Below are 25,515 nucleotides of genomic sequence, written 5' to 3'. Positions count from 1 at the left end.
CGTTATGGAGAACATTCGCGGCGTCGCGCGGGGTGCGGCCGAGGTTCCGTTGTCGGTGCTCGAACTGGCCACGGTCGGCGAGGGGAGCACTCCGGCCGAGGCGTTGCGGGGCGCGACCGAGCTGGCCAGACGTGCGGAGGAGTGGGGATACCACCGGATCTGGGTGGCCGAGCACCACGGCATGCCGGGGGTGGCCAGTTCCTCCCCCGCGGTGATCATCGCCCACCTGGCGGCGTCGACGAGCACGATCCGGGTCGGATCCGGCGGGGTCATGCTGCCCAACCACGCGCCGCTGGTCGTCGCCGAGCAGTTCGGCACGCTGCACGCGCTGCATCCCGGGCGGATCGACCTGGGCCTTGGCCGGGCGCCCGGCACCGACATGGTCACCGCGCAGGCGCTGCGCCGCAGCGCCAACGTCGACCCCGACGAGTTCCCGCAGGAGGTCGCCGCGCTGACCGCGTTCCTGGACGGCACCAACGCCCGGGTGCAGGCGATCCCGCGCGGGGACGACCGGCCGCCGATCTGGCTGCTGGGGTCCAGCGGGTTCAGCGCGCGGCTGGCGGGGCTGCTGGGGTTGCCTTTCGCGTTCGCGCACCACTTCAGCGCGGCCAACACCGAGCCCGCGCTGGAGCTCTACCGCGAGTCGTTCCGGCCGTCGGAGGTGCTCGCGGAGCCGTACGCGATGATCGGCGTGTCCGCGCTGGCGGCGGCGAGCGAGGAGGAGGCGCTGCGGCAGGCGATGCCGGGGGCGCTGGCGTTCCTGCGGATGCGGCTCGGGCGGCCGAGCCGGTTCCCGACGCCGGAGGAGGCCGCCGCGTATCCGTATTCTGCGGCGGAGACCGAGTTCGTGTACGGGCGGCTCGCGGATGTCGTCTACGGCGACCCTGAGCAGGTCAGGACCGGGCTGGAGGAGCTGCGGAAGCGCACGGGCGCGGACGAGCTCATGCTCACCACGATGGTGCACGGGACGGAGACGCGGATCCGGTCCTACGAACTGATCGCGCGGGCATATGAGATGACTCCCTAGGGTAGGGGCCGCCCCAAATCAGGTTTCTCGCCGGCCGGGAAATCTTTTCGGGGGGATATATGCTTTCGCGCGCGAAAATTCCGGTGATCGTCTTGCTTGGCGTCGGGCTCGCCGGGTGCGGATACGGCGGCCAGTACAACGCCGTGAGCAACGTGGAGCGCAGCCGGATGCTGGCGGTACCGAGCGGACCGGCCGCCCTGGTGCCGGACTGGGTGCGGATCGACGGGGTCCTGCTGATGGGCACGGACGCCTCACATCCGCCCAACGAGTCCGTGGACCCCGACACCCGGCGGGCCGTCGGCTGGGACATCGAACTCGCCGCCGCGATCGCCCGGAAACTCGGCCTCAGACCCGAATTCCAGAATGCCGGAATCGACACCATAATCCCCGGGGTGCAATCCCGGAAATACGAAATGGGCGTCTCTTCGCTGACGGACAACAAAGAACGCGAGCAGGTCGTCGATTTCGTGACTTACTACGATTCGGGAACCGCGTGGGCCACCCGTGAAGGCAATCCGGAAAAGGCCGACCCGGGCAACCCCTGCGGCCTGACCGTCGGAGTCCGGCGAGGAACGGCACAGGTGGGCGAGGTCGCCGCCCTCAGCGACGCCTGCGTCCACGCCGGAAAACCCGCCATCCTGAGTCTCACCCGCGAACAGCAGACCGAGGTCAACGCCGACCTGGTCGCCGGCAGGACCGACGCGATGCTGGCCGACACCCCCGTCATCGGCTTCGCGGTCAAACAGACCGGCGGCAAACTGCGCACCCTCGGCACCCCCCACGACCCCGCCCCGTACGGCTACGCCCTCGGCAAGGACGCCGACCGCCTCCAGGACGCGATCCTGGCCGCCCTCAAGCAGACCATGGCCGACGGCACCTACCAGGCGATCCTCACCAAGTGGGGCGTCCAGCAGGGCGCCATCGCCGACCCGAAGATCAACGGCGCCCAGGACTAGGGCTTGAGCGCCTCCAGCGCCTCCTCGGCCAGGCGCATCGACGAGGCGGGATCGGCGTCCGGCGAACCGATCTCGGGGTTGAAGTTGAGGTCGTGGAAGACCTCGGTCACGCCCTGGGCGGCCAGGTCCGCGACGTCCTGCCGGATCTTCTCGTACGAACCGGCCAGCAGCGCCGAGCCGTCGGAGCCGGGACGGGTCACGCCACGGCAGATGAAACGCAGCGCCTCCGGGTCGCGCCCGGCCTCGCTCGCCGACTCCTTCACCACCGCGATCTGCTCGTGGATCTTGGAGAGGTCCATCCGGCTGGAGCTGATCCAGCCGTCGGCCAGCCGGCCCGCCCGGCGCAGCGCGGCCGGCGCGGCCCCGCCCATCAGGATCGGCGGGACGGTCGGCGGCTTCGGGTCCTGGTGCACGGGCGGCAGGGCGTAGAACTCGCCCCGATACTCGACCGGGTCCTCGGTCCAGAGTTTGCGGAGCAGCTGGACATACTCCTCGGCGCGCTTGCCCCGGCGCTCCATCGGGACCGCGGAGGCGGCGAACTCCTCCTCCACCCAGCCGAGGCCCAGGCCCACGTCCAGGCGTCCGCCGGAGACGCTCTGCAGGGTGGCGAGCTGCTTGGCCAGCATGGCAGGCGAGTAGAACGGCAGGTTGAGCACGGCCACGCCCAGCTGGATCGTGCTGGTGACCCCCGCGACGTACGAAAGTGTGACGATCGGGTCCTGCACGCTCCGGTAGGTGGCGCCCATCGCGTGCCCCACCGGATAGAGCAGCCGCTGGAACGTCCAGACCTCGTGGTAGCCCAGTTCCTCCGCGCGGGTCGCGACCTGGACCATGTTCCCTGGCGTCGCCCACGTCCCCGACACCGGCACCCCGAACCCAATCCTCATACCGGCAACATTAGAGGCCGCCGCCCACGGCCCGGCCGCCGGGTAGATTGTCCCGGTGCCCCCCGACCTGCTCGCCCACCTCGTCCGGCTGTCCGGCCGCGAGGGCCCGCCGACCGTCCTGAAGGACACCCGGGTGCTGGTGATCCGGGTGGGCGACGTCGTGGTGAAGGCGCACCCGGCGGGCACCGACGAGGCCGACCTGCGGGCCCGGCTGAACGTGCGCTTACCCGGGCTGCTGCTGGAGCCGCTCGGCATCGACCGGGCCGGGGACAGGATTGTCACCATCTGGCCCGCCGGGCAGCCGGTCACCCCCGACGACCTGGAGGCCCCGCCGTGGGAGGAGGGCGGGCGGCTGCTGGCCCGGCTGCACGCCCAGCCCGTCCCGCCGGGGCTGCCGCCGATGCGCGGGCCTGAGCGGGTCACCCGGGCCGTCGGACGGCTCGAACCGGGCGATCTGCCCCGGCTGGCGTACCGGACGCTGGACCTGCGGCAGCGCGGGCACGGCCTGACGCATGGCGACTGGCATCTGGGGCAGCTGATCCGCTTGGATGGCGCGTGGCTGCTGATCGACCCCGACGACCTCGGGTACGGCGACCCCGTCTGGGACCTCGCCCGGCCGGCCGCCTGGTTCGCGTCCGGGCTGGTCTCGCCGGATGAATGGGACCGGTTTCTCGGCTCCTACCTGGCCGCCGGGGGGACCGCCGTCTCGCCCGAGGATCCGTGGCGGGAACTCGACGGGCCGGCCCGCGCGTTGACGGTCCAACTGGCCGCCACGGCAATGGCCACCGCGCGCCGCGACAACACCGCCCTTGACGAGGCGGCGGAGGCTCTGATCTCCTCCTGCGAGAGGATTATGGCCACACCGGCTCCGTCATAGGGTGGAATGGTTAAACGCCTCTTAAGGAGATGACGCTCAATGCAGTGCCCCAAGTGCCGCGGGAACATGCGGACTTTTGACCGTAACGGCGTCCACATCGAGCAGTGCGACGGCTGCCGCGGAATCTTCCTCGACTATGGCGAGCTGGAGACCCTCTCCCGCATGGAGAACCAGTGGGCGCAGCAGAACTACGCGGCTCCCCCGCCCCCCGCTGCCGGCCCGGCCTGGGGCGGCGGCCACCACGGCGGCCACGGCTACCACCACGGCCACCGGAAGAGCTGGGTCAACGCGCTCTTCTCCAGCTGACCGGCTAAGCCTTCCAGCCGCGGTCCCGCCGGGACCGCGGCTTTCCATTGGGCGGGGTCAGATCGGGAAGTCGTCCGGGTCGACCCGGCTGGACGGCGCGTTGCCGCCTGTCACCTTGTTGAGGGTGAGCGTCCAGTCGCTCCACCGGATCGAGCTGCCGCTGAAGGTGGTCCGGAACCTGACCGGGTCGTCGAACCGCTCGAACGCGCAGGTCCGGTTGAACCGCCGCTTCTTGCTGTCGTAGTCGATCCCGGTCGCGAAGAACACCCGGTAGCTGCCGTCCTTGATGTTCGGCACGGTGGCCCGGCTCTTCTTGCGCACGTAGACCGAGACGGCCTTGCGCTTGCCGAGCATCATGGTGAGCACCGCGTCCTGCCCGCCGCCGTTCTTCACGATCAGCTTGCTCCGCCCGCCGCGTACGGCCGAGCGCAGCACCTTCCCGTTCGGCTGCCGCCGGTTCTGCTCCTTGGGCGGTTTGACGGTGACCTTGCCGCCCGGGTAGTCGCCGAGCGAGGCCAGGTCGACGCCCGCCTCCTTGAGCGCGCCGAAGTCGTCGGACTTGCCGAGCCTGGCCAGCACCGCGGTGGCCGTGCACAGCCCGCCCTCGTCCACGCCGGTCTGTAAGTCGCCGAGGGTGGTCTCCATGCCGCGCAGCGCGGCCAGGTAGTCGGCGTGCTCGGTGGTGATGTCGACGGGTGGCTGGAGCGGCTGGAGCTGGGACAGGGCCGCGGCGACCGCCGTCTCGGCCCGGGTCAGCCGGTCCCCCAGCGTCTTGGGGGTCTTGGCCTTGGCCAGGTCCTTCAGCGCGGCGTTCACCGCGCCGCCCGCCTCGTCCAGGCTGGTCCGGTACGCGGCGGGGCTGAGGCCGGACGGCGACGGCGAGCCCGCGGCGGTGCCGGGCGCGGCGCCGGGGTTCGCCGGCGTCCCGGGATCCGAGGTGCAGGCGGTGAGCGTGACCGCCGCCGCGGCGACGGCGAGGAACCGGGGAGTGATCACCCGTCCAACTGTTTACTGACAAGTCCTGAGGTGTCAATCCGGCGAGTCGGCCTGATCGACTCCAGGAACGGGAGATCGTGGCTGGCGACGATCAGCGCGCCCCGGTAGGCCGACAGCGCCTGGCCGAGTTGCCGCACGCTGGCCAGGTCGAGGTTGTTCGTCGGCTCGTCCAGGAGCAGGAGTTGCGGTCCGGCGAGCAGCAGCGCGGCCAGGACGGCGCGGAACCGCTCGCCGCCGGACAGGGTGCCGGCGGGCTGGCCGACCCGGGCGCCGCGGAAGAGGAAACGCGCCAGGCCGGCCCGGATGTCGTTGACCGATATCTCGGGCGCGACCGCCCGGACGTTGTCGAGCACGCTCAGCTCGTCGTCGAGGATGTCCAGGCGTTGCGGGAGATATCGCATCGGCACGAAGACCCCGTCGGAGGATCCGGCGGCCCGGGTGTGGGCCGCGATCTTCCCCAGCAGCGTCGTCTTCCCCGACCCGTTCGGCCCGACCAGCGCGATCCGCTCCGGCCCTTTGACGACGAGCCGCTCCAGCTCCCGCCCCGAGGTCACACTATCGACCGAAATTTCGGAAATATCGTGGTCTGTGGCGGTCAGCGGGCCGAGCGGGATGGACAGGACGATCCGGCCGGCGGGGACCGTCGTCGCGGGCAGGGCGACCCGGATCTCGGCCTCGTCGCGGACCCCCTGCTCCGCCTCGGTCAGGCGCTCGCGGGCCTGCTCGACCTTCTCCTCGTGCAGGTTGCGATGCCGGCCCGCGGTCTCCTGCGCCTGCCGCTGCCGCTTCCCCATCAGGATCTTCGGCTCGTTGTTGGTCTCGTTCATCTTCCGGCCGTAGCTGGCCCGCCGGTCCAGCTTGACCCGCGCCTCGGCCAGCTGCCGCCGCTGCCGCTTGAGATCCCCCTCGGCGGTCCGCACCGCGCGGTCCGCCGCGGACCGCTCCACGGCCAGGATCTCCTCGTACGCCGCGAAGTTCCCGCCGAACACCCGCCCCGACGGCAGCTCGACGATCTGGTCCACCAGCCCGAGCAGCGTCCGGTCATGGCTGATCACCACGAGCGTGCCCCGCCAGGCCACCACGGCGTCGCAGAGCCGCCGCCGCGCCTCCCGGTCGAGGTTGTTGGTGGGCTCGTCCAGCAGCAGCACGTCCGGCTCGCGCAGGAACTGCGCGGCCAGCCCGACCAGGACGGCCTCGCCGCCCGACAGCGCCGCCACGGTCCGGTCCAGACCCACCTCCGGCAGCCCCAGCCGGTCGAGCTCCGCGCGCGCCCGCTCCTCGACGTCCCAGACGACGTCCGCGTAGGCGGCCTCCGACACCTCGCCCCGCTCGATCGCGTGCAGCGCCTCCCGCGCCGGGGTGATCCCGAGCAGGTCGGAGACCGTCCTGGCCACCCCCAGCGGCAGGTTCTGCGGCAGGTACCCGACGGCCCCGCCGGCGTGCACGCGGCCCCGGCCCGGCGTCAGTTCCCCGGCCATCAGCCGCATCAGCGTGGACTTCCCCGACCCGTTGACCCCGACCAGACCGGTACGCCCCGGCCCGAACGCGAGATCGACCCCGTCCAGCACCGGAGTCCCGTCGGCCCACGCAAAAGAAAGATCATGAATCGTCAACATGAGAAAGCCGTCCCTATGAGGTCGTGTACGAACACACGTGGACGCCGACGATCAGACGCGGCGTCGAACCTCAGATCCTCAACGGATGCTCCAGGGGGACGGCAGTAGGACGCGGACCACATTACGTGCCCCATCCCCGCGTACCAAACGAATTAAATACCGCCCCCTGCCCGCGTGGCCGCGCATCCTTATGGGTAAGGTAAAGCTCGCCTAAATTAGGCTAGCCTCACCTGTGGAAGTGATCATGCTCGCCAGTTACCTCATCGGTCTCCGGGAAGGCTTGGAAGCCACTCTCGTGGTCTCGATCCTGGTGGCCTTCCTCGTCAAGAGCGACCGGCGGGACAAGCTGTCCCTGGTCTGGACGGGAGTCGCCGCCGCCGTCGCGCTGTCGATCGCGTTCGGCGCGCTACTCTCCTTCACCGCCGCCCACCTGGCCTTCGAGCAGCAGGAGCTGTTCGAGGCGGTGGCCTCCATCGCCGCGACCGTCTTCGTCACCTGGATGATCTTCTGGATGCGCGGCGCGGCCCGCAAGATCGCCTCCGACCTGCGCGCCAAGCTCGGCGACGCGCTCCAGGTCGGCTCGGTCGCGGTGGCCGTGATGGCGTTCCTGTCGGTGGTCAGGGAGGGCCTGGAGACCTCGCTGCTGTTCTTCGCCTCGGCCCAGGGCGCCTCGACCACCGCCACCCCGCTGATCGGGATCAGCCTGGGCGTGCTCACCTCGATCCTGATCGGCTGGGGCATCTACGCCAGCGCGATCCGGGTCAACCTCACCAAGTTCTTCACCTGGACCGGCCTGCTGCTCATCCTGGTCGCCGGCGGCATCCTCAAGTACGGCGTGCACGACCTCCAGGAAGCCGCCATCCTGCCCGGCCTGAACAACCTCGCCTTCGACATCAGCGGCGTCCTGGACCCCGGCGCCTGGTACTCGGCGCTGCTCGGCGGCATGTTCAACATCACCGCCGCGCCGACCGTGCTGGAGGTCGTCGCCTGGGTGGTCTACGTGCTGCCGGTGCTGTTCCTCTTCCTCCGTCCCGCCGCGACGGCCGGCCCGCCCAAGGTCGCCGCCGAGTCCGTCTCGTAACAACTGGAGTGCACTCATGCGCAAGACCCTTCTCCTCGGTGCCCTGACTCTGGCCACCCTCACCGCCTGTGGCGGCACCGACCCCGCGCCGACCGCCGCGGGCGGCGCGAGCGGTTCGGCCCCGGCCGGGAACGGGAAGGTGGCGGTGGCCGCCAACGACACCGCCTGCCAGGTCGGCTCGGCCGAGCTCGCGGCCGGCACCTCGACGTTCTCGATCACCAACGCCGGCAGCAAGGTCACCGAGTTCTACGTGTACGCCCCGGGCGACCGGGTCATGGGCGAGGTGGAGAACATCGTCCCCGGCCTCACCCGCGACCTGGTGATCGAACTGCCGGCCGGGACGTACGAGACGGCCTGCAAGCCCGGCATGATCGGCAAGGGCATCCGCGGCCCGCTCAAGGTGACCGGCGAGCACAAGCCGCTCACCGACGACGCCCAGCTGGCCGAGGCCACCGCCAGCTACCAGCGGTACGTGAAGAGCCAGACCGACGCGCTGCTGGTCAAGACGCAGGAGTTCGTGGACGCGGTCAAGGCGGGCGACCAGGAGAAGGCCAAGGCGCTGTTCCCGGTGGCGCGGACCTACTGGGAGCGGATCGAGCCGGTGGCCGAGATCTTCGGCGACCTGGACCCCAAGATCGACGGCCGCGAGGAGGTCATCGAGGAGGGCATGGAGTTCACCGGCTACCACCGCCTGGAGAAGGACCTCTGGCAGACCAAGGACGTCAGCGGCTCCGGGCCGATCGCCGACCAGCTGATGAGCGACGTGAAGCTGATCGTGGAGAAGGCGAACGCGGAGAAGCTGTCCCCGTTGCAGCTGGGCAACGGCGCGAAGGAACTGCTCGACGAGGTGGCCACCGGGAAGATCACCGGCGAGGAGGACCGTTACTCGCACACCGACCTGTGGGACTTCGCGGCCAACCTGGAGGGTTCGCAGGCGGCCGTGCAGGCGCTCCGCCCGGTGCTCGAAGCGCGGGACGCGGCCCTGGTGAAGACCCTGGACGAGAAGTTCGCCGCCGCCGAGACCGCGCTTGAGGCGCACAGGAAGGGCGACGGCTGGAAGCTGCACACCGAACTGTCCAAGGACGAGCTGAAGGTCCTCTCGGACACGATCAACGCGCTGGCCGAGCCGGTCAGTAAGATCGCCGCGCTGGTCGCCCAGTAAGTCGCACGCGGCACATCCATTGGAGAGGCGAAATGTCGGGAATCAGCCGTAGAAAGCTGTTCGGGCTCGGCGCGGCCGGAGTGGCCGCCGCCGGCGCGGGCACGCTGGCCGTACGGTCCCTGCCGGGGGAGGACGCCACCACGCACGCGGCGGCCACTTCCGACGCGGTGCCGTTCTACGGCGAGCACCAGGCCGGGATCGTCACGCCCGCCCAGGACCGCCTGCACTTCGTCGCCTTCGACGTGACCACCAAGGACCGCGCCGAGCTCGTCGACCTGCTCCAGTCGTGGACGGCCGCCGCCGCCCGGATGACCCAGGGCCAGGAGGCCGGGGCGTTCGGCGCGGTCGGCGGCGTGCCCGAGGCCCCGCCGGACGACACCGGCGAGGCCCTCGGCCTGCCCGCCTCCGGCCTGACCCTGACGATCGGGTTCGGGCCGACGCTGTTCGACGAGCGGTTCGGGCTGGCGGGACGGAAGCCGAAGGCCCTGGCCGACCTGCCGAAGTTCCCCGGCGACGCGCTGCTGCCTGAGCTGTCCGGCGGCGACCTGTGCGTGCAGGCGTGCGCGCACGACCCGCAGGTGGCCGTGCACGCGATCCGCAACCTGGCCAGGATCGGGTTCGGCCGGGTCTCGGTGCGCTACTCGCAGCTCGGCTTCGGCCGTACCTCCTCCACTTCGCGGGCCCAGGCCACGCCGCGCAACCTGATGGGCTTCAAGGACGGCACCGCCAACCTGAAGCTGGAGGACACCGCCATGCTCGGCGACCACCTTTGGGTGGCCGCCGAGGACGGCGCTGATGATGGCGCTGATGATGGCGCGGACTGGCTGACCGGCGGGAGCTACCTGGTCACCCGGAAGATCCGGATGCACATCGAGACCTGGGACCGGACCTCGCTGGCCGAGCAGGAGGCCATCATCGGCCGCACCAAGGGCGAGGGGGCCGCCCACGGCAGCGCGAAGGAGTTCGACGAACCCGACTTCACCCGTAAGGGCCCCGACGGCGAATCCCTGATCGCCGACGTCGCCCACGTCCGGCTGGCGCACCCGTCCAGCCACGGCGGAGTGCGCATGCTCCGGCGCGGCTACAACTTCGTGGACGGCTCCGACGGCCTCGGGCGCCTGGACGCCGGGTTGTTCTTCATCTCCTACCAGCGGGACGCGCATCGCCAGTTCGTCCCCGTGCAGCTGGCGCTGGCCCGCCAGGACGTGCTCAACGAGTACATCAAGCACGTCTCCAGCGGCCTGTTCGCGGTCCCGCCGGGCGTCCGGGACGCCGGCGACTACTGGGGCCGGGCCCTGTTCAGCTGACGCCGGCCGCGTCCAGGCGGGCCCGCTGGTCCGCGGTCAGGTCCAGCTCGACCGCTGCCAGCGCCTCGTCCAGCTGCGCCACCGAGGAGACGCCGATCAGCGGCAGCACCGGCACCTGGCCGCCGATCAGCCAGGACAGCACGACCTGGTTGACGGTCGCCCCGGTCTCCCCGGCCACCTCCGCGAGCGCGGCCAGGCGCGGCTGCTTGGCGGGCAGCCCGTACGCCGGGTCGAGCGGCTTGTCCGCCCGGACGTAGCCGCCGCTGAGCAGCGGGGTGTACGCCACCAGAGTCAGCTCCGGGTTCTCGCGGACGTAGCTGAGCAGGTCCCCGCTGGTCGCGGCCGGGTCGCCGTCCGCAGACAGCGGGGTGGGGCGGTCCGTCCTGCGGCGCAGGTAGCTGTGCTGGTACTGGAGCAGTTCGTAGCCGGGCAGTCCTGCCGCCGCCGCGAGGTTGCGGGCGCGCTCGATCCGCCAGGTCCAGTGGTTACTCACCCCCAGCAGGCCGACGGCGCCCTCGGCGACCAGTTCGGCGAAGCCTTCCACGGTCTCCCTGAGCGGGACCGTGTTGTCCTCGATGTGCGCGTACAGGACGTGCAGCCGGTCCATCCCGAGGCGTTCCCTGCTCCGCTCCGCCGACTCCCTGATCACCTTGGCGGACAGGCCCTCGGCGTTGTCCAGGTAGCTGGTGCCGGGGGCCAGCGGGCGGGCCCCCAGCTTGGTGGCGATGACGATCTCGTCGCCGACGCCCCGGCTGCGCCGCCAGCGGCCCAGGAGCTCCTCGCTCTCGCCGCCCTGGCCGCCGTTCATCCAGAACGCGTAGTTGTCGGAGGTGTCGACGAACGTGCCGCCTGCCTCGACGTAACGGTCGAGGATGGCCATCGACGTGGGCTCGTCGGTGGCCGTCCCGAACAGCATGGCGCCGAGACTGAGCACGCTCACCTCGCGGCGGGTGTCCGGGTCGGTGCCGATCGTGCGGTATCTCATCCGGATTCCTCTCCCGCGCCCGCGGATCGGGCGCTGGGAGGAAGTCTGGGTTCTGGAGCACGCTCCAGGTCAAACGCTAAAGCCGGGAACGGTAGATGGTCACCGCCTTCTCGATCAGGTCCAGATGGTCGCGGAGCTGGTCGGCGGAGTCCAGCCGGGCATGGTCGCGTACCGTGCCCGCCAGTAAGTTGAGCCACTCCAGACACCACCGGACGTCCTCGGCGCGGGCCACGTGCCGGCCGGCGACGTCCAGGTAGATCGGGCTGGTGTGGGCGTAGACCTCGCGGTGCAGCGAGCGGGGATGGCGTCCGCCGGAGGCCGCGGCGACCACGTAGGTGGGCTCCAGGACGTCGAAGGTGGCCGACAGCTCACCGCCGGGCCCGGCCGCGAGTACGCCGCCCGCGGTGTGCAGTTCGAGCCGTTCCACCTCGGGGCCGATGGTGCGGGCGGTGATGGTGACCCGGTCTCCTGGCTGCAGGTGCAGGGTGTCGCCGACGTCGTGGACTGCGCCGGTGTGCTCGTCGGTGACGGCCAGCTCCAGCCAGGGCCCGGTGGTGGCGAAGGTACGGCCCTGCCGGACCGCGCCGGCGAAGGACTCGGCGGAGAGGGGTCCGCCGAGTCGGGCGTAGACGCGTTCCCAGCCGGGCGGGCTGGAGACGGTGTCCTGCCGGGTGAAGGAGAGCATGGTGTCGGTCCCGGCCAGGGCGGCCAGGCGGTTGCCCGCGCCGATCAGGCGGCGGTAGACGCTCACCGTGCCGGAGATCTCGGAGAAGTGCAGCAGCTCCAGCCCGTCCACCAGGCCGAGGGCCGCGTCCACGACCAGGGCGCGCGCGTCGCAGTTGCGCTCGCCTGTGCCGGTGATCTCGCTGGGCTCCGCGATCGGGCGGTGGAAGGGGTGCGCGTAGCCGAGCACGGCCTGCAGCTCCTTCAGCTCGCCGCAGGCCGTGCCGTTGGGCGGCCAGTCGGCCTGGCCGAGGAAGCCGGTGTGGTAGACGGACGGCGGCGCGGCCAGGCCGAACGCGTGCACGTGGCCGAGCAGGTCGTTGCGGTACTCCACGCCCATCCGGGCCACGTGCGAGGCGTCCGACCAGGGCAGGTCACGGCCGGCCCAGTGCTGCAGCGCCTCCTTGTCGTAGACCCGCTCGCCGGACACGTTGCCGGCCACCAGGTTGAGCACGTGCAGGTCCTCGCCGTGCTGCATGGCGGCGGCCGCGGCGGGGGTGGCGACGATGTCGCCGGCCCAGTTGAGGTGGACGTGCAGGTCGGCGCCGTACCAGCCGCGGGCGGCCGCGTCGTAGATGCGGCTCGGCGCGAGGTCGACCGTGGTCTCCAGCCAGGGCGCGGGGTGCACCTCGGCTTCGGCGGTGCCGTACTCCATGCCGCGGCCGACCCGTACGGTGAGCGGTTCCGACGGGACCTCCACGATCAGGTCGTCGCCGTGGAAGAAGGGCTCGCCGTGGTAGTCGCGGCGGCGGTCGGCGCCCTCCGGGTACCAGCCCTGGCCGTCGGTGGTGGTGACGCTCCACCGGCACGGGAAGCCGGCCCGCAGCCGCAGCCTGGCCGGGACTGCGGCCCTGGTCAGCACCGACAGGTCGACCTCCTCCCCCGCCACGGCGACCGCGCTGGCGGTGGTGATCTCGATCAGCCGGGCCCCGCCGGCCGGGATCTCGTACGGCTCCCCGTCCACGACCACCGGCGTGGCGCCGTCGCGGCCGGAGTCGATCAGCAGCACGCCCGGCAGCGGGTGCGCCGAGAGCACGGCCAGCGGGCGGGCCTCCAGGCGCAGCCCGGTGCGGGTCAGCCGGAGGACGGTCAGGCCGTCCGGCGTGGTGCGCCCGCGCAGCGCGTCCCGGAACGCCCGGTCCAGGTCCGGCTCTTTGGACATCTCATACGCCTCATCCGGGAACCGGAGGAAGCTCATCATGCGTACATAGCCCAGCGGTGGTTCGCCCCAGGTGATGCCATGTTCGGCCAGCAGCGTCCGGTACTCCCCCAGCGCCCGCGCCACCACCGGCGGCAACATCGGATCGTGATGCATCTTCGCCTCCCCGTAGTCGGAAACGAAAGCATCACATCTGGCCAGGAACCCAAAAAATGCAATCGTGCGTTCTGGTGGAGTTCTCTTCGCCCAGGTGGGATAAACAGGCAGTCTCAGGGTGGACTCCCCTCCTAATTACTCACAAATGAACACCCGCTGAATTCTCGCTATCGGACGCACCGGGCAAACTGTGCGACTCACATAATTCTGGATGAGATGACTAGACGCTGGATCGGCGCCGTATTGGCGCTCCTGCTCGGTGGGGCGGTCGTCGCGGCCCTGGTGCTGGGGAACCGGGAAGGCTCCGAGCTCACCGTGGTACGCGGGGTGATCGGGTCGGAGAAGAAACCGTTCTTCGACGATCCGCAGGTCAAGGCCGCCTTCGAGAAGCACGGGCTGCGGGTCGAGGTGGACACGGCCGGGTCGCGGGAGATCGCCGGTTCTGTGGACCTGGCCAAGTACGCGTTCGCGTTCCCGTCGAGCGTGCCGGCCGCCGAGAAGATCAAGAAGGATCGCGGCGCGACCGTGACGTTCTCCCCGTTCTATTCGCCGATGAGCGTGGCGACCTTCGAGCCGATCGTGGCCACCCTGACGCAGGCGGGCGTCGTGACCGGCGAAACCCTCGACGTCCGGAAATATCTGGATCTGGTGGCGCAGGGGACCCGGTGGGACGCCCTGCCGGGGTCCACTTATCGGGCGCGTAAGCGGGTGCTGCTGACCACGACGGACGTCCGTACCTCCAACTCGGCCGCCATGTACCTGGCGATGACCAGCTACGTCGCCAACGGCGACGACGTGGTCAAGTCGGCGGACCAGACCGCGAAGGCAGCCGAGGCGGTGGCGCCGCTCTTCCTCGACCAGGGGTACTCCGAGTCGACCACCGAGGCGCCCTTCGAGGACTATCTGGCCGTGGGCATGGGCAAGACGCCGATGGTCGTGATCTACGAGGCGCAGTACGCGGCCCGCCTGTTCGCCGCCGACGGCGCGATCCGCCCGGAGATGCGGCTGCTGTACCCCTCGCCGACCGTGCTCAGCAAGCACACCCTGGTCCCCTTCGACGAGCCGGCCACCCGGGTCGGCCGCCTGCTCACCGAGGACCCCGAGTTCGCCGCCCTGGCCGCCCGGTACGGCTTCCGCACCGCGAACCCCCAGGTCTTCGCCGATCTCGCCAAGAACACCCCGCTAACCACGAACCTGGTCAACGTGGTCGAGCCACCGACATATGACCACTTGGAGCAGCTCATCTCGTTGATCGAGGAGCGCTACCTCAAGCCGTGAGGATCCTCTGTTGGACCTTGTACTGACCCCGCCGGATCCGGTCCCGCCGGTGCCCGTCGAGAAGGCCGCCTCGATGCTGCCGATCCCGGCCGAGCGCGGCGACGAACTGACCGAACGCGCCCGGGCCTTCGCCGCGGAACTGGCCGCGCTGGACCCGCGCGCGCCGGAGTTCACCAAGAAGGTCGCGGGCATCACCGCCATGGGCGACACCGACATCCGCTCCTCCGCCCAGGTCGCCAACCGCATGCTGAAGCGCCCGGTGGCGGCGGCGACCGGCCCGGTGCCCGGCCAGCTGGTCGCGCTGCGCCGCACGATCGTCGACCTGGACCCCCGCCAGGCCACCGGGGCGCGCAAGTTCCTCGGCCTCATCCCCGCCGGTTTACGCGACTATTTCGCGAAATTTCAGAGCGCGCAGAAGCACCTGGACGACATCGTCCGCGCCCTCAAATCCGGCCAGGACGAACTGCTGAAGGACAACGCCGCGATCGACGGCGAACGCCGCGTCCTCTGGGAGTCGATGCTCAAACTCCAGGAGTACGCCACCCTCGCCGCCGCCCTGGACGCCGAACTGGAACGCCACCTGCTCACCGCCGACGAGGAACACGCCGTCGCCCTCCGCTCCGACGCCCTGTACGGCGTCCGCCAGAAACACCAGGACCTGCTCACCCAGCTGGCCGTCTCCGCGCAGGGCTACTTGGCCCTCGACCTGGTGCGGAAGAACAACCTGGAACTCATCAAAGGTGTCGACCGCGCCACCACCACCACGATCGCGGCGCTGCGCACCGCCGTCACGGTGGCCCAGGCCCTGGCCGGCCAGAAGCTCGTCCTGGACCAGATCACCGCACTCAACCAGACCACCTCCGACCTGATCGTGGCCACCAGCGAACTGCTGCGCACCCAGGCGGCCGAGATCCAGACCCAGAGCGCCTCCACCACGGTCGACCTGGACTCGCTCCGCCGCGCCTTCGACAACATCTACGCCACCATCGACATGATCGACACCTTCCGGGCGCAGGCCACCGAGAACATGGCGACCACCGTGTCCAGCCTCACCGTGGAACTGGAACACGCCCAGACGTATCTGGCCAGGAGCAGGGGATGACCCGCCTGGCCCGGCTGCTCCTGGTCTTCGCCCTGCTGGCGACCGGCGCCTGCTCCGGCGAGGAGGACACCCTCAAGATCCTGGCCGGCAGCGAGGTCAAGGACCTGGAGCCGCTGCTCAAGGAGTCCGGGCTGAACGTCGAGCTCACCTACACCGGCACCCTGGACGGCGCCGAGCAGGTCGCCAGCGGCGGCGCCGGCCAGTACGACGCGATCTGGTTCTCCTCCAACCGCTACCTGTCGCTGATCGACGGCGCCCGGGAGCGCCTGTCCACCCAGACCAAGATCATGGTTTCCCCGGTCGTGCTCGGCCTGAACCCCGCCAAGGCCACCGAACTGGGCTGGGACACCACTCCCCCGTCCTGGTCCGACATCGCCGCCGCCGCCAGCGCGGGCAAGTTCACCTTCGGCATGACCAACCCGGCCTCCTCCAACTCCGGCTTCTCCGCGCTGGTGGGCGTGGCGGCGGCGCTGTCGGACGCCGACGAGGCGCTCAGCGCGGAGCAGATCGACGCGGTCACCCCGAAACTGAAGGGGTTCTTCTCCGCGCAGCGGCTGACCTCGGGCTCGTCCGGCTGGCTCGCCGACGCTTACGCCCGGACCCCCGGCGTGGACGGCCTGATCAACTACGAGTCGGTGCTGCGCGGCATGAAGCTCACCCTGATCTACCCGACCGACGGCGTCGTCTCGGCCGACTACCCGCTGACCCTGCTGGCCGCCTCGCCGCGCAAGACCGCCTACGACGAGCTCGCCGCCTGGCTGCGCACCCCCGACGTGCAGCGCAAGATCATGGACACCACGTTCCGGCGGCCGATCGTGCCCGGCCTCGGCTCGGCCGAACCCCTGCTGGAGCTGCCGTTCCCGAACAAGCGGTCGGCCGCCGACGAGCTGATCGGCGCCTACCTGAACGACGTGCGGGTCCCGGCCAGGGCCCGGTTCGTGCTGGACACCTCCGGTTCGATGGAGGGCGACAGGATCGCCGCCCTGCGGGCCGCCCTGGTGACCCTGACCGGCGCGGACACCTCGGCGTCCGGCACGTTCTCCCGGTTCCGCAACCGCGAGACCGTCACCATGATCCCCTTCAACAGCGCCCCGCGGCCGCCGCGGGTGTTCACCCTGCCGGAACGCGACCCCGAGCAGGCCCTGGGCGAGATCCGGTCGTTCGCCGAGAACCTCCAGGCCGAAGGCGGCACCGCCATCTTCGACGCGCTCCGCACGGCGTACCAGGAACCGGTGGAGGCCGGGCACTACACCTCGATCGTGCTGATGACGGACGGCGAGAACACCGACGGCTCCGGCGCCGAGGAGTTCGGCGCCTTCTACCGCGCGCTCCCCGAGGGGCAGCGCACAGTCCCCACCTTCGTCGTCCTGTTCGGCGACAGCGACGTCGCCGAGATGACCAGGATCGCCGAACTCACCGGCGGCGCGGTCTTCGACGCCCGCTCCGGCTCGCTGGCCGCCGCGTTCAAGGAAATCCGTGGGTATCAGTAACCGGGTGCTGGCCTACCTGGGCTCCACCAAGAACATCGCCGGCTCGATCCTGGCGCTGATCGGCGTCGGCCTGGTCTTCGCGGGCGTCGCAGGCGCGCTCTGGCCGGTCGTCGTCGCCGGCCTGTACGGCATCGGCGCCCTGCTCGCCCCCGCCGACCGCACCCGCGTGGTCATCTCGCACGCCGAGGTGGAGACGGCCGGGCTCCGCGCCGAACTGGACGCCCTGCTGGCCCGGGTGCCCGGCGCGTTCCCCGCCGACGTGGTCGCCCGCGTCGGCGAACTGGGCGGCATGCTCATCGAGGTCCTGGACCGCGCCGAGGTCCTCACCACCGCCCCCGACCAGCTGCACATCGTCTCCCAGTCGATCCTGGACTACCTCCCGACCAGCCTGAACGGCTACGCCAACCTGCCACCATCCCGCCGACAGGCCGCCCACGCCGAACTCCTCGCCCAGCTCGACCTGCTCCGCACCGGCCTCGGCCGCGTCGCCGACGCCGTCTACCAGGGCGACGAACAGGCCCTCCGCGCCCAGAGCCGCTTCCTGCGGGACCGCTTCGGCGGCTCCGAACTAGACCTTTAGCTCAGGCCGTATTCATGCCGTAGAGGAGGTCGGCGGCCTGGGCGGGGGTCAGGGTGCCGTCCAGGACCTGAGCCTCGATCCGCGCGGCCTGCGCGCGGGTGCGGTCCCCGAGGTCGGCGAGCACCCGTTCGCGGACCATCGCCCAGGTCCAGTCAACCGCCTGGCGGCGGCGTTTCGCGACCAGGTCGGTGTTCTCCTGATGGCGCAGCACGTGCGCCCACAGATCCTGCAGGCCCGCGCCGGTGAGGCCGCTGCAGGTGAGCACGGGGGTTTCCGAGCGGATCAGCCGCAGCGCGCCGCCGAGTTCGCGGGCGGCCCGGCTGGCGGAGAGCTCGTGGTCGCCGTCGGCCTTGTTCACGGCGATCACGTCGGCGAGTTCGAGCACCCCTTTCTTGATGCCCTGGAGCTGATCGCCCGTGCGGGCCAGGGTGAGCAGCAGGAAAGTGTCCACCATCTCGGCGACGGCGGTCTCGGACTGGCCGACGCCGACGGTCTCCACCAGGACGGTGTCGTAACCGGCCGCCTCCACCACCACCATCGCCTCGCGGGTGGCCTTGGCGACGCCGCCGAGGGTGCCCGCCGTCGGGGACGGGCGGATGAACGCCCTGGGGTCGACCGAGAGGCGGGCCATCCGCGTCTTGTCGCCCAGAATGCTGCCGCCGGAGCGGGTCGACGAAGGATCGACCGCGAGCACCGCGACCTGATTTTCCAGGCCGGTGAGGTGGGTGCCCAGCGCTTCGATGAAGGTGGACTTGCCGACGCCGGGCACGCCGCTGACGCCGACCCTGCGCGCCTTCCCGGCGTACGGGGTCAGCTCGGCCAGGAGCTGCTGGGCCAGCTCCCGGTGGTCGGGCCGGGTGGACTCGACCAGGGTGATGGCCCGCGCGATGCCCCGGCGGGAGCCGGACAGCACGCCCTCCGCGTATTCCCGCCAGCTCATCCGCGCAGCTGTCGCAGCAGGTCCAGGGCTGCCTCCGCGATGACCGTGCCGGGCGGGAAGATCGCGGCGGCGCCGGCGGCGCGGAGCTCGTCGAAGTCGCCTGGCGGGATCACGCCGCCGACGGCGATCATGATGTCGCCCGCGCCGAGCTCGTCCAGGGCCTTCTTCAGGGCCGGCACCAGGGTGAGGTGCCCGGCCGCGAGCGAGGAGACGCCGACGATGTGCACGTCGGCCTCGACCGCCTGCCTGGCGACCTCCTCCGGCGTCTGGAACAGCGGGCCGACGTCCACGTCGAAGCCGAGGTCGGCGAAGCCGGTGGCGATCACCTTCTGGCCGCGGTCGTGGCCGTCCTGGCCCATCTTGGCGACCAGGATGCGGGGGCGGCGGCCCTCCGCCCCGGCGAACGCGTCGCAGGCGGCGCGCACCTCGTCCATGCCGGACCCCGCCTCCTCCCGGTAGACGCCGGTGATGGTGCGAATCTGCGCCTCGTGCCGGCCGAACACCTTCTCCAGCGCGTCCGAGATCTCCCCCACGGTGGCCATCGCCCTGGCCGCCTCGACCGCCAGCTCCAGCAGGTTGCCGTTCCCCGCGGCGCCCTTGCCGAGGGCCTCCAGGGCGGCGGCGACCCGGTCGGGCGAGCGCTCCTCACGCAGGCGGCGCAGCTTGGCCAGCTGCTGGTCGCGGACCGAGGTGTTGTCCACCTTGAGCACCTCGATCGGCTCGTCCGCCTCCGGCCGGTAACGGTTCACGCCGATCACCGGCTGGCGGCCGGAGTCGATCCTGGCCTGGGTGCGGGCCGCCGCCTCCTCGATCCGCAGCTTGGGCAGGCCCTTGTCGATGGCGCGGGCCATCCCGCCGAACTCCTCGACCTCCCTGATGTGCGCCCAGGCGCGCTCGGCCAGCTCGGCGGTGAGGCGTTCGACGTAGTAGGAGCCGCCCCACGGGTCGATCACCCGGGTGGTGCCGGACTCCTGCTGGAGCAGCAGCTGGGTGTTGCGGGCGATCCTGGCGGAGAAGTCGGTGGGCAGCGCGAGCGCCTCGTCCAGCGCGTTGGTGTGCAGCGACTGGGTGTGGCCCTGGGTTGCGGCCATCGCCTCCACGCAGGTGCGTACCACGTTGTTGAAGACGTCCTGGGCGGTCAGCGACCAGCCGGAGGTCTGCGAGTGGGTGCGCAGCGACAGCGACTTCGGGTTGCGGGCGCCGAAGCCGCGGACCAGCTCGGCCCAGAGCAGCCGGGCCGCGCGCAGCTTGGCGACCTCCATGAAGAAGTTCATGCCGATGCACCAGAAGAACGACAGGCGGGGCGCGAACGCGTCCACGTCCATGCCCGCGGCGACGCCCGCCCGCAGGTATTCGACGCCGTCGGCGAGGGTGTAGGCGAGCTCCAGGTCGAGTGTGGCCCCGGCCTCCTGGATGTGGTACCCGGAGATGGAGATCGAGTTGAACTTGGGCATCCGGGCGGCGCTGTACTCGAAGATGTCGGAGATGATCCGCATCGACGGGCCGGGCGGGTAGATGTAGGTGTTGCGGACCATGAACTCCTTGAGGATGTCGTTCTGGATGGTCCCCTGCAGCTGCTCCGGCGCGACGCCCTGCTCCTCGGCGGCCACGATGAACAGGGCCAGGATGGGCAGAACGGCGCCGTTCATGGTCATCGAGACGGACATGCGGTCCAGCGGGATGCCGTCGAAGAGCTGGCGCATGTCGTAGATGGAGTCGATGGCCACGCCCGCCATGCCGACGTCGCCGGCCACCCTCGGGTGGTCGGAGTCGTAGCCGCGGTGGGTGGCCAGGTCGAAGGCGACCGACAGGCCCTTCTGCCCGGCGGCCAGGTTGCGGCGGTAGAAGGCGTTGGACTCCGCGGCGGTGGAGAATCCGGCGTACTGGCGGATGGTCCAGGGCTGGTTGACGTACATGGTCGGGTACGGCCCGCGCAGGAACGGCGCCAGCCCCGGATAGGTCGGCAGGTAGCCGGGGAGGTCGCCGGCGTCGTAGAGGGGTTTCACGGCGATGCCCTCGGGGGTGTCCCACGGTTCGGCGCTTGGGACGGCCACGCGGTCCTTCCCGATTCCGAGCCCGATTTCGGAGAAATTGGGAATGCTCATCGGGCGTCCCCCTTCGGTGCGATGCCCAGGTCGGCGAAAGTCGTTCTCAGCACGTCGAGGGCGTCGCCGCCGGCCCGGATGTTGCCGTCCACGCCGGGGTGATCGCCCTTGCCCGCCAGCCAGATCCGCTCCGCCCCCGCGGCGCGGAGCGCGGCCGCGACGGTTTCGGCGTGCTCGCCGTACAGGCGGTCGCTGGAGCAGAGGCAGGCGACCGGCGTGCCCGCGTCGCGGAAGGCCTCCGCCAGGGCGGCCGCGTCGGTGCCGGGGCCGCTGGTGACGGTGGCGATGCCGCCGGCGGCGAACAGGTTGGCCGCGAACGAGGCGCGCGCGGTGTGCACGGCGACCGGGCCGATGGTGGCCAGGAACACCAGCGGGCGCTCCGGCTGGGCGTCGGCGTGGTCGCGGAGCGCCTCGTACTCGGCCGCGTACCGCACCCGGCCGGGGGAGGCCGGCAAGCCGGGTCCCGGTTCGCGGACGACGGCGCGCTCGCCCAGGTTGGGGAACTCGCTGACGCCGGTGACCGGGCTCTTCCTGCGGGCGATTTCCCGCGCCCGCGCCGCCCGCGCCGTGGCCAGGCGCCCGGGGATCAGGGTCTCCAGCGCCGCCGCGTAGCCGCCCGCCCGCTCGATCTCCTGGAACCAGGTCCAGGCCCGTTCGGCGAGGGCGGCGGTGAGGTTCTCCACGTACCAGGAGCCGCCCGCCGGGTCGATCACCCGGGCCACCCCGGCCTCCTCGACCAGCAGGGCCTGGGTGTTGCGGGCGATCCGGCGGGCGAAGCCGTCGGGCAGGCCGAGCGCGGCGTCGAACGGCTGCACGGTCACCGCGTCCGCGCCGCCGACGCCCGCGCCGAAGCAGGCCAGCGTGGTGCGCAGCATGTTCACCCACGGGTCGCGGGCGGTCATCATCGCCGACGAGGTCACCGCGTGCTGCCGCTGCACGGCCTCCGGCACGCCGCAGACCTCGGCGACCCGCGACCACAGGCGGCGGGCGGCCCGGAACTTGGCGATGGTGAGGAACTGGTCGGCGCTGGCCGCGTACCGGAACTCCAGTTGCGCGAACGCCTGCCCGGCGGAGATCCCGGCGTCGGTGAGGGTGCGCAGCGCGGCCACGCCGGCCGCGATCGAGCAGCCCAGCTCGGCCGCGTCGCCGCCGCCCGCGTCGTGGTACGGCAGCGCGTCCACGGTCACCGCCAGCACGGCGGGCTGTTCGGCGACGCAGCGCCGTACCAGGTCGGGCAGCCCCGGGTGGAGCGGGCCCGCGCCCAGGTTGCCGCCCGCCAGCGCGGTGCCGGCGGCGATCGCCAGGAAGATCCGGGCCGCCTCCTCGGTGCGCGGCCCCGCGTCCAGCACGACCGGCGCGAGGTCGAGGAAGACCCCGTCGAGCACGGCCGGCAGCGCGGCCGGGTCGAGTGAGGTCAGGTCCAGCCAGAGCGAGGTGACGCCGTTCTCCAGGTCGGCCTGGATCGCCTCCCTGGTCACGGCGGGATCCGGGTGCGCGTGCCGCTGCCTGACGTCCCAGGAGCTCTCGGCGCGCAGCACCCGGGGCGCGGCGGGAAGCCGGTCGTACAGGGGCTCGACGGTGATCCCGTCGTAGGTCACGGAGGAGAGCGCGGCCTCCGGATCATCGCCTTCGAAGCCCGATTTGCGCAGCACGCCGAGGGCGAGCTCGCGCCACCGCTCGCGGGAACCCGGCGGGAACTCTGCGGCGAGGTCCAGTGGTGACACCGTCATGCACCGGATGCTAAGCCGACAGAGACCCCATTCGCGCCCCTGGGGGCCCCTATCGGCGCGTCACGGCTTAGCCGTGAACGAAGCCTCCCAGGTCAGACGGCCCACGATGCCGTCGTCAGGAAGATCTACTCGCCGCTGGAAGGTCTTGCAGACGTCCCGCGAACGCTGCCCGTAAGCCCCGTCCGCGTCGAGCTCGAAGCCGATCAGCTTCATCTGGGCCTGCCAGGCCTTGACGTCGTCCCCGCGCATCACCGGCGGGAATCTGAGCAGCCGCCCGGGCCACTTCGGCGTGCCGGGGACCACCGGCGGCGGGTCGCCGCCACCCGGCCGCGGCGCGCCGCGCCGCACCCAGGCGTAGAGCGGTCCGCCGGGGCAGTCGGTGGCGTAGCCGTCCCGGTGCCCCTGGATCTCCCGGCCCGCGCCGCCCTCGGCCCGCAGGTACTCGATCGCGTCCAGGATCCCGTGCAGGATCTCGTCGGTGGGCTCCACCAGCCCGGCGTTCCCGACCAGCCCGAGCACCGCGTAGTGACCGGAGTTGAGCCCGGCCCCGTTGGCGGCGGGCACGTGCTTGGCCCCACGCCCCACGAAAACCTTCCGATGCGGGCAAACCACCATCGAGTAGCCGATGTCAATCCAGCCATTTCCATCCATGTGAAAATCCTGAATTGATTTCACCATTGCCACGCATTTGGCGTGGTCGTCGATGATGGCCGGATCCACTCGCCCGCCCGTGTAGTGCACCTTCACGCCGCGCGTCGAACTGAGCGGCGAATAGGAGCCCTTCGGGGCTCGCGCGCCCCAGGTACTGCGGGTCACGAGGTCGATAGCCACGAAGATCTCCCGTTCTGGTGTCAATATCCGAGCGTATTGGGGAACGCTCCACCGCAGTGCCCGAATGCCCGAATCGGCATCGACTATGCGTGATCCGGCGTCTCGCCGCGATCCAGGCGAATCACCCGGCGGTCGGTGACGATGGCGGTGATCAGGTCGGCGGGGGTGACGTCGAAGGCCGGGTTGAGCGCGCCGGCGCCCTCGGGCGCGAGCCGTACGCCGCCGATGGAGAGGACCTCGGCGGGGCCGCGGTCCTCGATGGTGATCACGTCGCCGCCGGGGGTGGCCAGGTCGATCGTGGTCTCGGGGGCGATGACCAGGAACGGCACCCCGGCTCTGCGGGCGCCCAGGGCGAGGGCGTACGAGCCGATCTTGTTGGCGGTGTCGCCGTTGGCGGCGATCCGGTCCGCGCCGATGAGCACGGCGTCGGCCGCGCCCCTGGCCAGCAGGAAGGGCCCGGCCGAGTCGACGATCAGGCGGTGCGGCGCGCCCATCCTGGCCAGTTCCCAGGCGGTCAGCCTGGCGCCCTGCAGCAGCGGCCTGGTCTCCAGGGCGAGCGCCTCGCGGAGCGTGCCGCGCTCGTGCATGGTCTGGATGACGCCGAGCGCGGTGCCGCGTTCCACCGCGGCCAGGCCGCCGGTGTTGCAGACCGTCATCACCCGGGTGGCGCCGTGGCCGGCCAGCAGGTCCGCGCCGAGCACGCCCATGGCCAGGCAGGCCGCGATGTCCTCGTCCCTGATCCGCAGCGCCCTGGCCAGCGGGTCGGGGGCCGCCGCCGCCTGGTCGACCCCCCACGCCAGGTTGACGGCCGTCGGCCGGGCCTCCCGGAGCGGCCCGATCGGCTCGCCGGTCCGCGCCGCGAGCGCGACCCCCAGCGCGCCCGCGACGCCGAGCGCCGGCGCGCCCCGGACCGCCAGCCGCTTGATCGCGTCGATCAGCTCCGCGACGGTGGTGATCCGCAGGTACGTCAGATCGCCGGGCAACCGGGTCTGGTCGACGAGCACGATCGCCTCGTCGATCCAGTCAATCGTTCTCATATCTGGTCAGCCTAGACGCGGGCCGCCAGGTCGAAGAGCACCTCGTCGCACCCCCGGGCGACCATCAGGGTCAGGCCGAGCGGCCGCCCGTCCAGCAGCCCGGCGGGCAGGCTGAGCGCGGGGGTGCCGGAGAGCGGGGCCAGGCAGGTCAGCCGCAGGGTCGCCGGCCGCCGGTTCTCCGGGCGGCCGAACGCGGGGGCCACGCCGGGCGCGGTGGGCAGCACGAGCACGCCGCCGTCGCCGAGCAGCACCCGGAGCCGGTCGGCCGCCTCGTCCAGCGCCTTGCGGGCGAGGGCGACCTCCTCGCCGGTGAGCGACTCCGCCCGCGCGAACCTGGCGGCGACGCCGGGGCCGAACTCCGGGCGTTCCCTGATGATCCAGTCGCCGTGGCTCTGCCACGCCTGGGCCGCCTGCGCGATCGCGAACGCGTCGGTGACGTCGTGGCCGAGCGGGGTGCGGTGCACCGGGAGGCCCAGCCGGGCGATGGCGGGCGCGAGGGCCGCGCCGACCCGGGGGGACAGGTCGGACCACAGGTCGGGGGGCACGCAGAGCCGGGTGGCCCGGCCGCCGCCCTCGCCGTCCAGGAGCGCGCCGGCCGCCGCGCGGAGCAGGGTGAGGTCGCGGGTGAGCAGGCCGGGGACGTCGAAGGCGGGGGCGAGCGGGAGCATGCCTTCGCGTGGGGCGCGGGCGTGGGTGGGGCGGAAGCCGTACAGGCCGGTGTAGGAGGCCGGCACCCGGATGGAGCCTGCGGTGTCGGTGCCCAGCCCGAGATCGGCGCGCCCGGCGGCGACCGCCGCCGCGGAGCCGCTGGACGACCCGCCGCAGACATGCCCGGGAGCGGCCGGATTATCGGGCGCGCCGTAGTGCGCGTTCGTCCCGCCCAGGCTGTAGGCCAGCTCGTCGGTGTGCGTCTTCCCCGCCAGCACGGCTCCCGCCGCCCGCAGCCTGGCCACCGCCGCCGCGTCAGCCGCGGCCGGTTCCTGTCTCTCCAGCCAGCGCGGATGCCCCGCGCCGGTGGGCGTGCCGGCGACGTCGAAGACGTCCTTGACGGCCAGCCGGACCCCGGCGAGCGGCCCCGCTCCACCGGGCGATTCCGGCGGAGTTCCCCACAACACGAACGGATCGATCCCCACTTATCCTCCAAAGTGGCCAGGTCGATGTTCCGGTTACGGCTACTCCCCACT

At 71.5% G+C, this 25,515-nt stretch carries 22 protein-coding genes; 11 read left to right on the top strand and 11 right to left on the bottom strand.

Annotation, left to right across the window (positions count from 1 at the left end; translation table 11 throughout):
- The first annotated feature begins 4 nt into the window (after nucleotides 1-4).
- Both Acor_RS17735 and Acor_RS17730 read left to right on the top strand, forming a co-directional pair.
- On the top strand, nucleotides 5-1,027 hold the full coding sequence (locus tag Acor_RS17735) for an LLM class flavin-dependent oxidoreductase (RefSeq protein WP_155337782.1): 1,023 nt from the start codon (nucleotides 5-7) through the stop codon (nucleotides 1,025-1,027).
- An 83-nt stretch (nucleotides 1,028-1,110) separates the two neighbouring features.
- Entirely contained in the window at nucleotides 1,111-1,983 is an 873-nt protein-coding gene (locus Acor_RS17730; protein WP_246238708.1) for an ABC transporter substrate-binding protein, read from the top strand.
- Here Acor_RS17730 and Acor_RS17725 read toward each other — a convergent pair.
- The gene (locus tag Acor_RS17725) at nucleotides 1,980-2,870 is read right to left on the bottom strand and encodes a TIGR03619 family F420-dependent LLM class oxidoreductase (RefSeq protein WP_155337780.1); all 891 of its coding nucleotides are present in this window, start codon (nucleotides 2,868-2,870) and stop codon (nucleotides 1,980-1,982) included. The two genes, Acor_RS17730 and Acor_RS17725, sit on opposite strands and share 4 nt — an antisense overlap.
- 55 nt (nucleotides 2,871-2,925) lie before the next feature.
- Between Acor_RS17725 and Acor_RS17720 the strand changes: the two genes are divergently transcribed.
- Nucleotides 2,926-3,747 (top strand): phosphotransferase family protein, encoded by an 822-nt coding sequence (locus Acor_RS17720; RefSeq protein WP_155337779.1) that lies wholly within the window; start codon nucleotides 2,926-2,928, stop codon nucleotides 3,745-3,747.
- Between the two features lie 39 nt (nucleotides 3,748-3,786).
- The gene (locus Acor_RS17715; protein WP_155337778.1) at nucleotides 3,787-4,053 is read left to right on the top strand and encodes a TFIIB-type zinc ribbon-containing protein; all 267 of its coding nucleotides are present in this window, start codon (nucleotides 3,787-3,789) and stop codon (nucleotides 4,051-4,053) included.
- Between the two features lie 57 nt (nucleotides 4,054-4,110).
- Here the strand turns inward: Acor_RS17715 and Acor_RS17710 are convergent, their stop codons facing one another.
- Together Acor_RS17710 and Acor_RS17705 are read right to left on the bottom strand one after the other, a co-directional pair.
- Entirely contained in the window at nucleotides 4,111-5,049 is a 939-nt protein-coding gene (locus tag Acor_RS17710; RefSeq protein ID WP_155337777.1) for a hypothetical protein, read from the bottom strand.
- Complete coding sequence (locus Acor_RS17705; RefSeq protein ID WP_155337776.1) at nucleotides 5,046-6,665, bottom strand: ABC-F family ATP-binding cassette domain-containing protein; 1,620 nt, start codon at nucleotides 6,663-6,665, stop codon at nucleotides 5,046-5,048. The genes Acor_RS17710 and Acor_RS17705 overlap by 4 nt, the downstream gene beginning before the upstream one ends.
- A gap of 244 nt (nucleotides 6,666-6,909) precedes the next feature.
- Here Acor_RS17705 and efeU point away from each other — a divergent pair, with 244 nt between their 5' ends.
- The 3 genes from efeU to efeB are packed head-to-tail and all read left to right on the top strand — an operon-like array spanning nucleotide 6,910 to nucleotide 10,215.
- A complete protein-coding gene (gene efeU / locus Acor_RS17700) occupies nucleotides 6,910-7,746 on the top strand; it encodes an iron uptake transporter permease EfeU (protein ID WP_155337775.1) in 837 nt (278 codons plus the stop codon).
- Between the two features lie 16 nt (nucleotides 7,747-7,762).
- Nucleotides 7,763-8,908 carry an iron uptake system protein EfeO gene (efeO, locus tag Acor_RS17695; protein ID WP_155337774.1) on the top strand — a complete coding sequence of 382 codons (1,146 nt, stop codon included), beginning with the start codon at nucleotides 7,763-7,765 and terminating at the stop codon, nucleotides 8,906-8,908.
- A gap of 32 nt (nucleotides 8,909-8,940) precedes the next feature.
- Entirely contained in the window at nucleotides 8,941-10,215 is a 1,275-nt protein-coding gene (efeB, locus tag Acor_RS17690) for an iron uptake transporter deferrochelatase/peroxidase subunit (RefSeq protein WP_155337773.1), read from the top strand.
- Here the strand turns inward: efeB and Acor_RS17685 are convergent.
- A complete protein-coding gene (locus Acor_RS17685) occupies nucleotides 10,208-11,200 on the bottom strand; it encodes an aldo/keto reductase (protein WP_155337772.1) in 993 nt (330 codons plus the stop codon). The two genes, efeB and Acor_RS17685, sit on opposite strands and share 8 nt — an antisense overlap.
- A 76-nt stretch (nucleotides 11,201-11,276) precedes the next feature.
- On the bottom strand, nucleotides 11,277-13,238 hold the full coding sequence (locus tag Acor_RS17680; RefSeq protein ID WP_155337771.1) for a CehA/McbA family metallohydrolase: 1,962 nt from the start codon (nucleotides 13,236-13,238) through the stop codon (nucleotides 11,277-11,279).
- Nucleotides 13,239-13,454: 216 nt separating this feature from the next.
- On the opposite strand from Acor_RS17680, the gene Acor_RS17675 reads away from it, so the two are divergent.
- The 4 genes from Acor_RS17675 to Acor_RS17660 are packed head-to-tail and all read left to right on the top strand — an operon-like array spanning nucleotide 13,455 to nucleotide 17,688.
- A complete protein-coding gene (locus Acor_RS17675; protein WP_155337770.1) occupies nucleotides 13,455-14,516 on the top strand; it encodes a hypothetical protein in 1,062 nt (353 codons plus the stop codon).
- 10 nt (nucleotides 14,517-14,526) lie between these two features.
- Entirely contained in the window at nucleotides 14,527-15,618 is a 1,092-nt protein-coding gene (locus tag Acor_RS17670) for a toxic anion resistance protein (RefSeq protein WP_246238706.1), read from the top strand.
- The gene (locus Acor_RS17665) at nucleotides 15,615-17,108 is read left to right on the top strand and encodes a VWA domain-containing protein (protein WP_155337769.1); all 1,494 of its coding nucleotides are present in this window, start codon (nucleotides 15,615-15,617) and stop codon (nucleotides 17,106-17,108) included. The genes Acor_RS17670 and Acor_RS17665 overlap by 4 nt, the downstream gene beginning before the upstream one ends.
- Nucleotides 17,095-17,688: a hypothetical protein gene (locus tag Acor_RS17660; RefSeq protein ID WP_155337768.1), complete on the top strand. Its 594-nt coding sequence runs from the start codon at nucleotides 17,095-17,097 to the stop codon at nucleotides 17,686-17,688. Before Acor_RS17665 ends, Acor_RS17660 begins: the two co-directional genes overlap by 14 nt.
- Nucleotide 17,689: 1 nt before the next feature.
- On the opposite strand, the gene meaB is transcribed toward Acor_RS17660, so the two are convergent.
- The 6 genes from meaB to Acor_RS17630 form a co-directional block, all read right to left on the bottom strand.
- Entirely contained in the window at nucleotides 17,690-18,628 is a 939-nt protein-coding gene (gene meaB, locus Acor_RS17655) for a methylmalonyl Co-A mutase-associated GTPase MeaB (RefSeq protein WP_155337767.1), read from the bottom strand.
- The gene (scpA, locus tag Acor_RS17650; protein WP_155337766.1) at nucleotides 18,625-20,733 is read right to left on the bottom strand and encodes a methylmalonyl-CoA mutase; all 2,109 of its coding nucleotides are present in this window, start codon (nucleotides 20,731-20,733) and stop codon (nucleotides 18,625-18,627) included. Before scpA ends, meaB begins: the two co-directional genes overlap by 4 nt.
- Nucleotides 20,730-22,463 (bottom strand): methylmalonyl-CoA mutase subunit beta, encoded by a 1,734-nt coding sequence (locus tag Acor_RS17645; protein WP_155337765.1) that lies wholly within the window; start codon nucleotides 22,461-22,463, stop codon nucleotides 20,730-20,732. The genes scpA and Acor_RS17645 overlap by 4 nt, the downstream gene beginning before the upstream one ends.
- Before the next feature lie 60 nt (nucleotides 22,464-22,523).
- Nucleotides 22,524-23,294 carry a peptidoglycan recognition protein family protein gene (locus Acor_RS17640; RefSeq protein WP_155337764.1) on the bottom strand — a complete coding sequence of 257 codons (771 nt, stop codon included), beginning with the start codon at nucleotides 23,292-23,294 and terminating at the stop codon, nucleotides 22,524-22,526.
- A gap of 83 nt (nucleotides 23,295-23,377) precedes the next feature.
- Nucleotides 23,378-24,331, bottom strand: a complete 954-nt coding sequence (gene mtnA / locus Acor_RS17635) for an S-methyl-5-thioribose-1-phosphate isomerase (protein WP_155337763.1) — start codon at nucleotides 24,329-24,331, stop codon at nucleotides 23,378-23,380.
- An 11-nt stretch (nucleotides 24,332-24,342) separates the two neighbouring features.
- Nucleotides 24,343-25,464, bottom strand: a complete 1,122-nt coding sequence (locus Acor_RS17630) for an amidase family protein (protein ID WP_155337762.1) — start codon at nucleotides 25,462-25,464, stop codon at nucleotides 24,343-24,345.
- Between the last annotated feature and the right edge of the window lie 51 nt (nucleotides 25,465-25,515).

Origin of the sequence: Acrocarpospora corrugata (assembly GCF_009687845.1) — a bacterium.
Classification (GTDB): Bacteria; Actinomycetota; Actinomycetes; order Streptosporangiales; family Streptosporangiaceae; genus Acrocarpospora; species Acrocarpospora corrugata.
The sequence above is the reverse complement of the archived record's forward strand: the minus strand, read 5'-3'. Positions and strand labels throughout refer to the sequence as shown.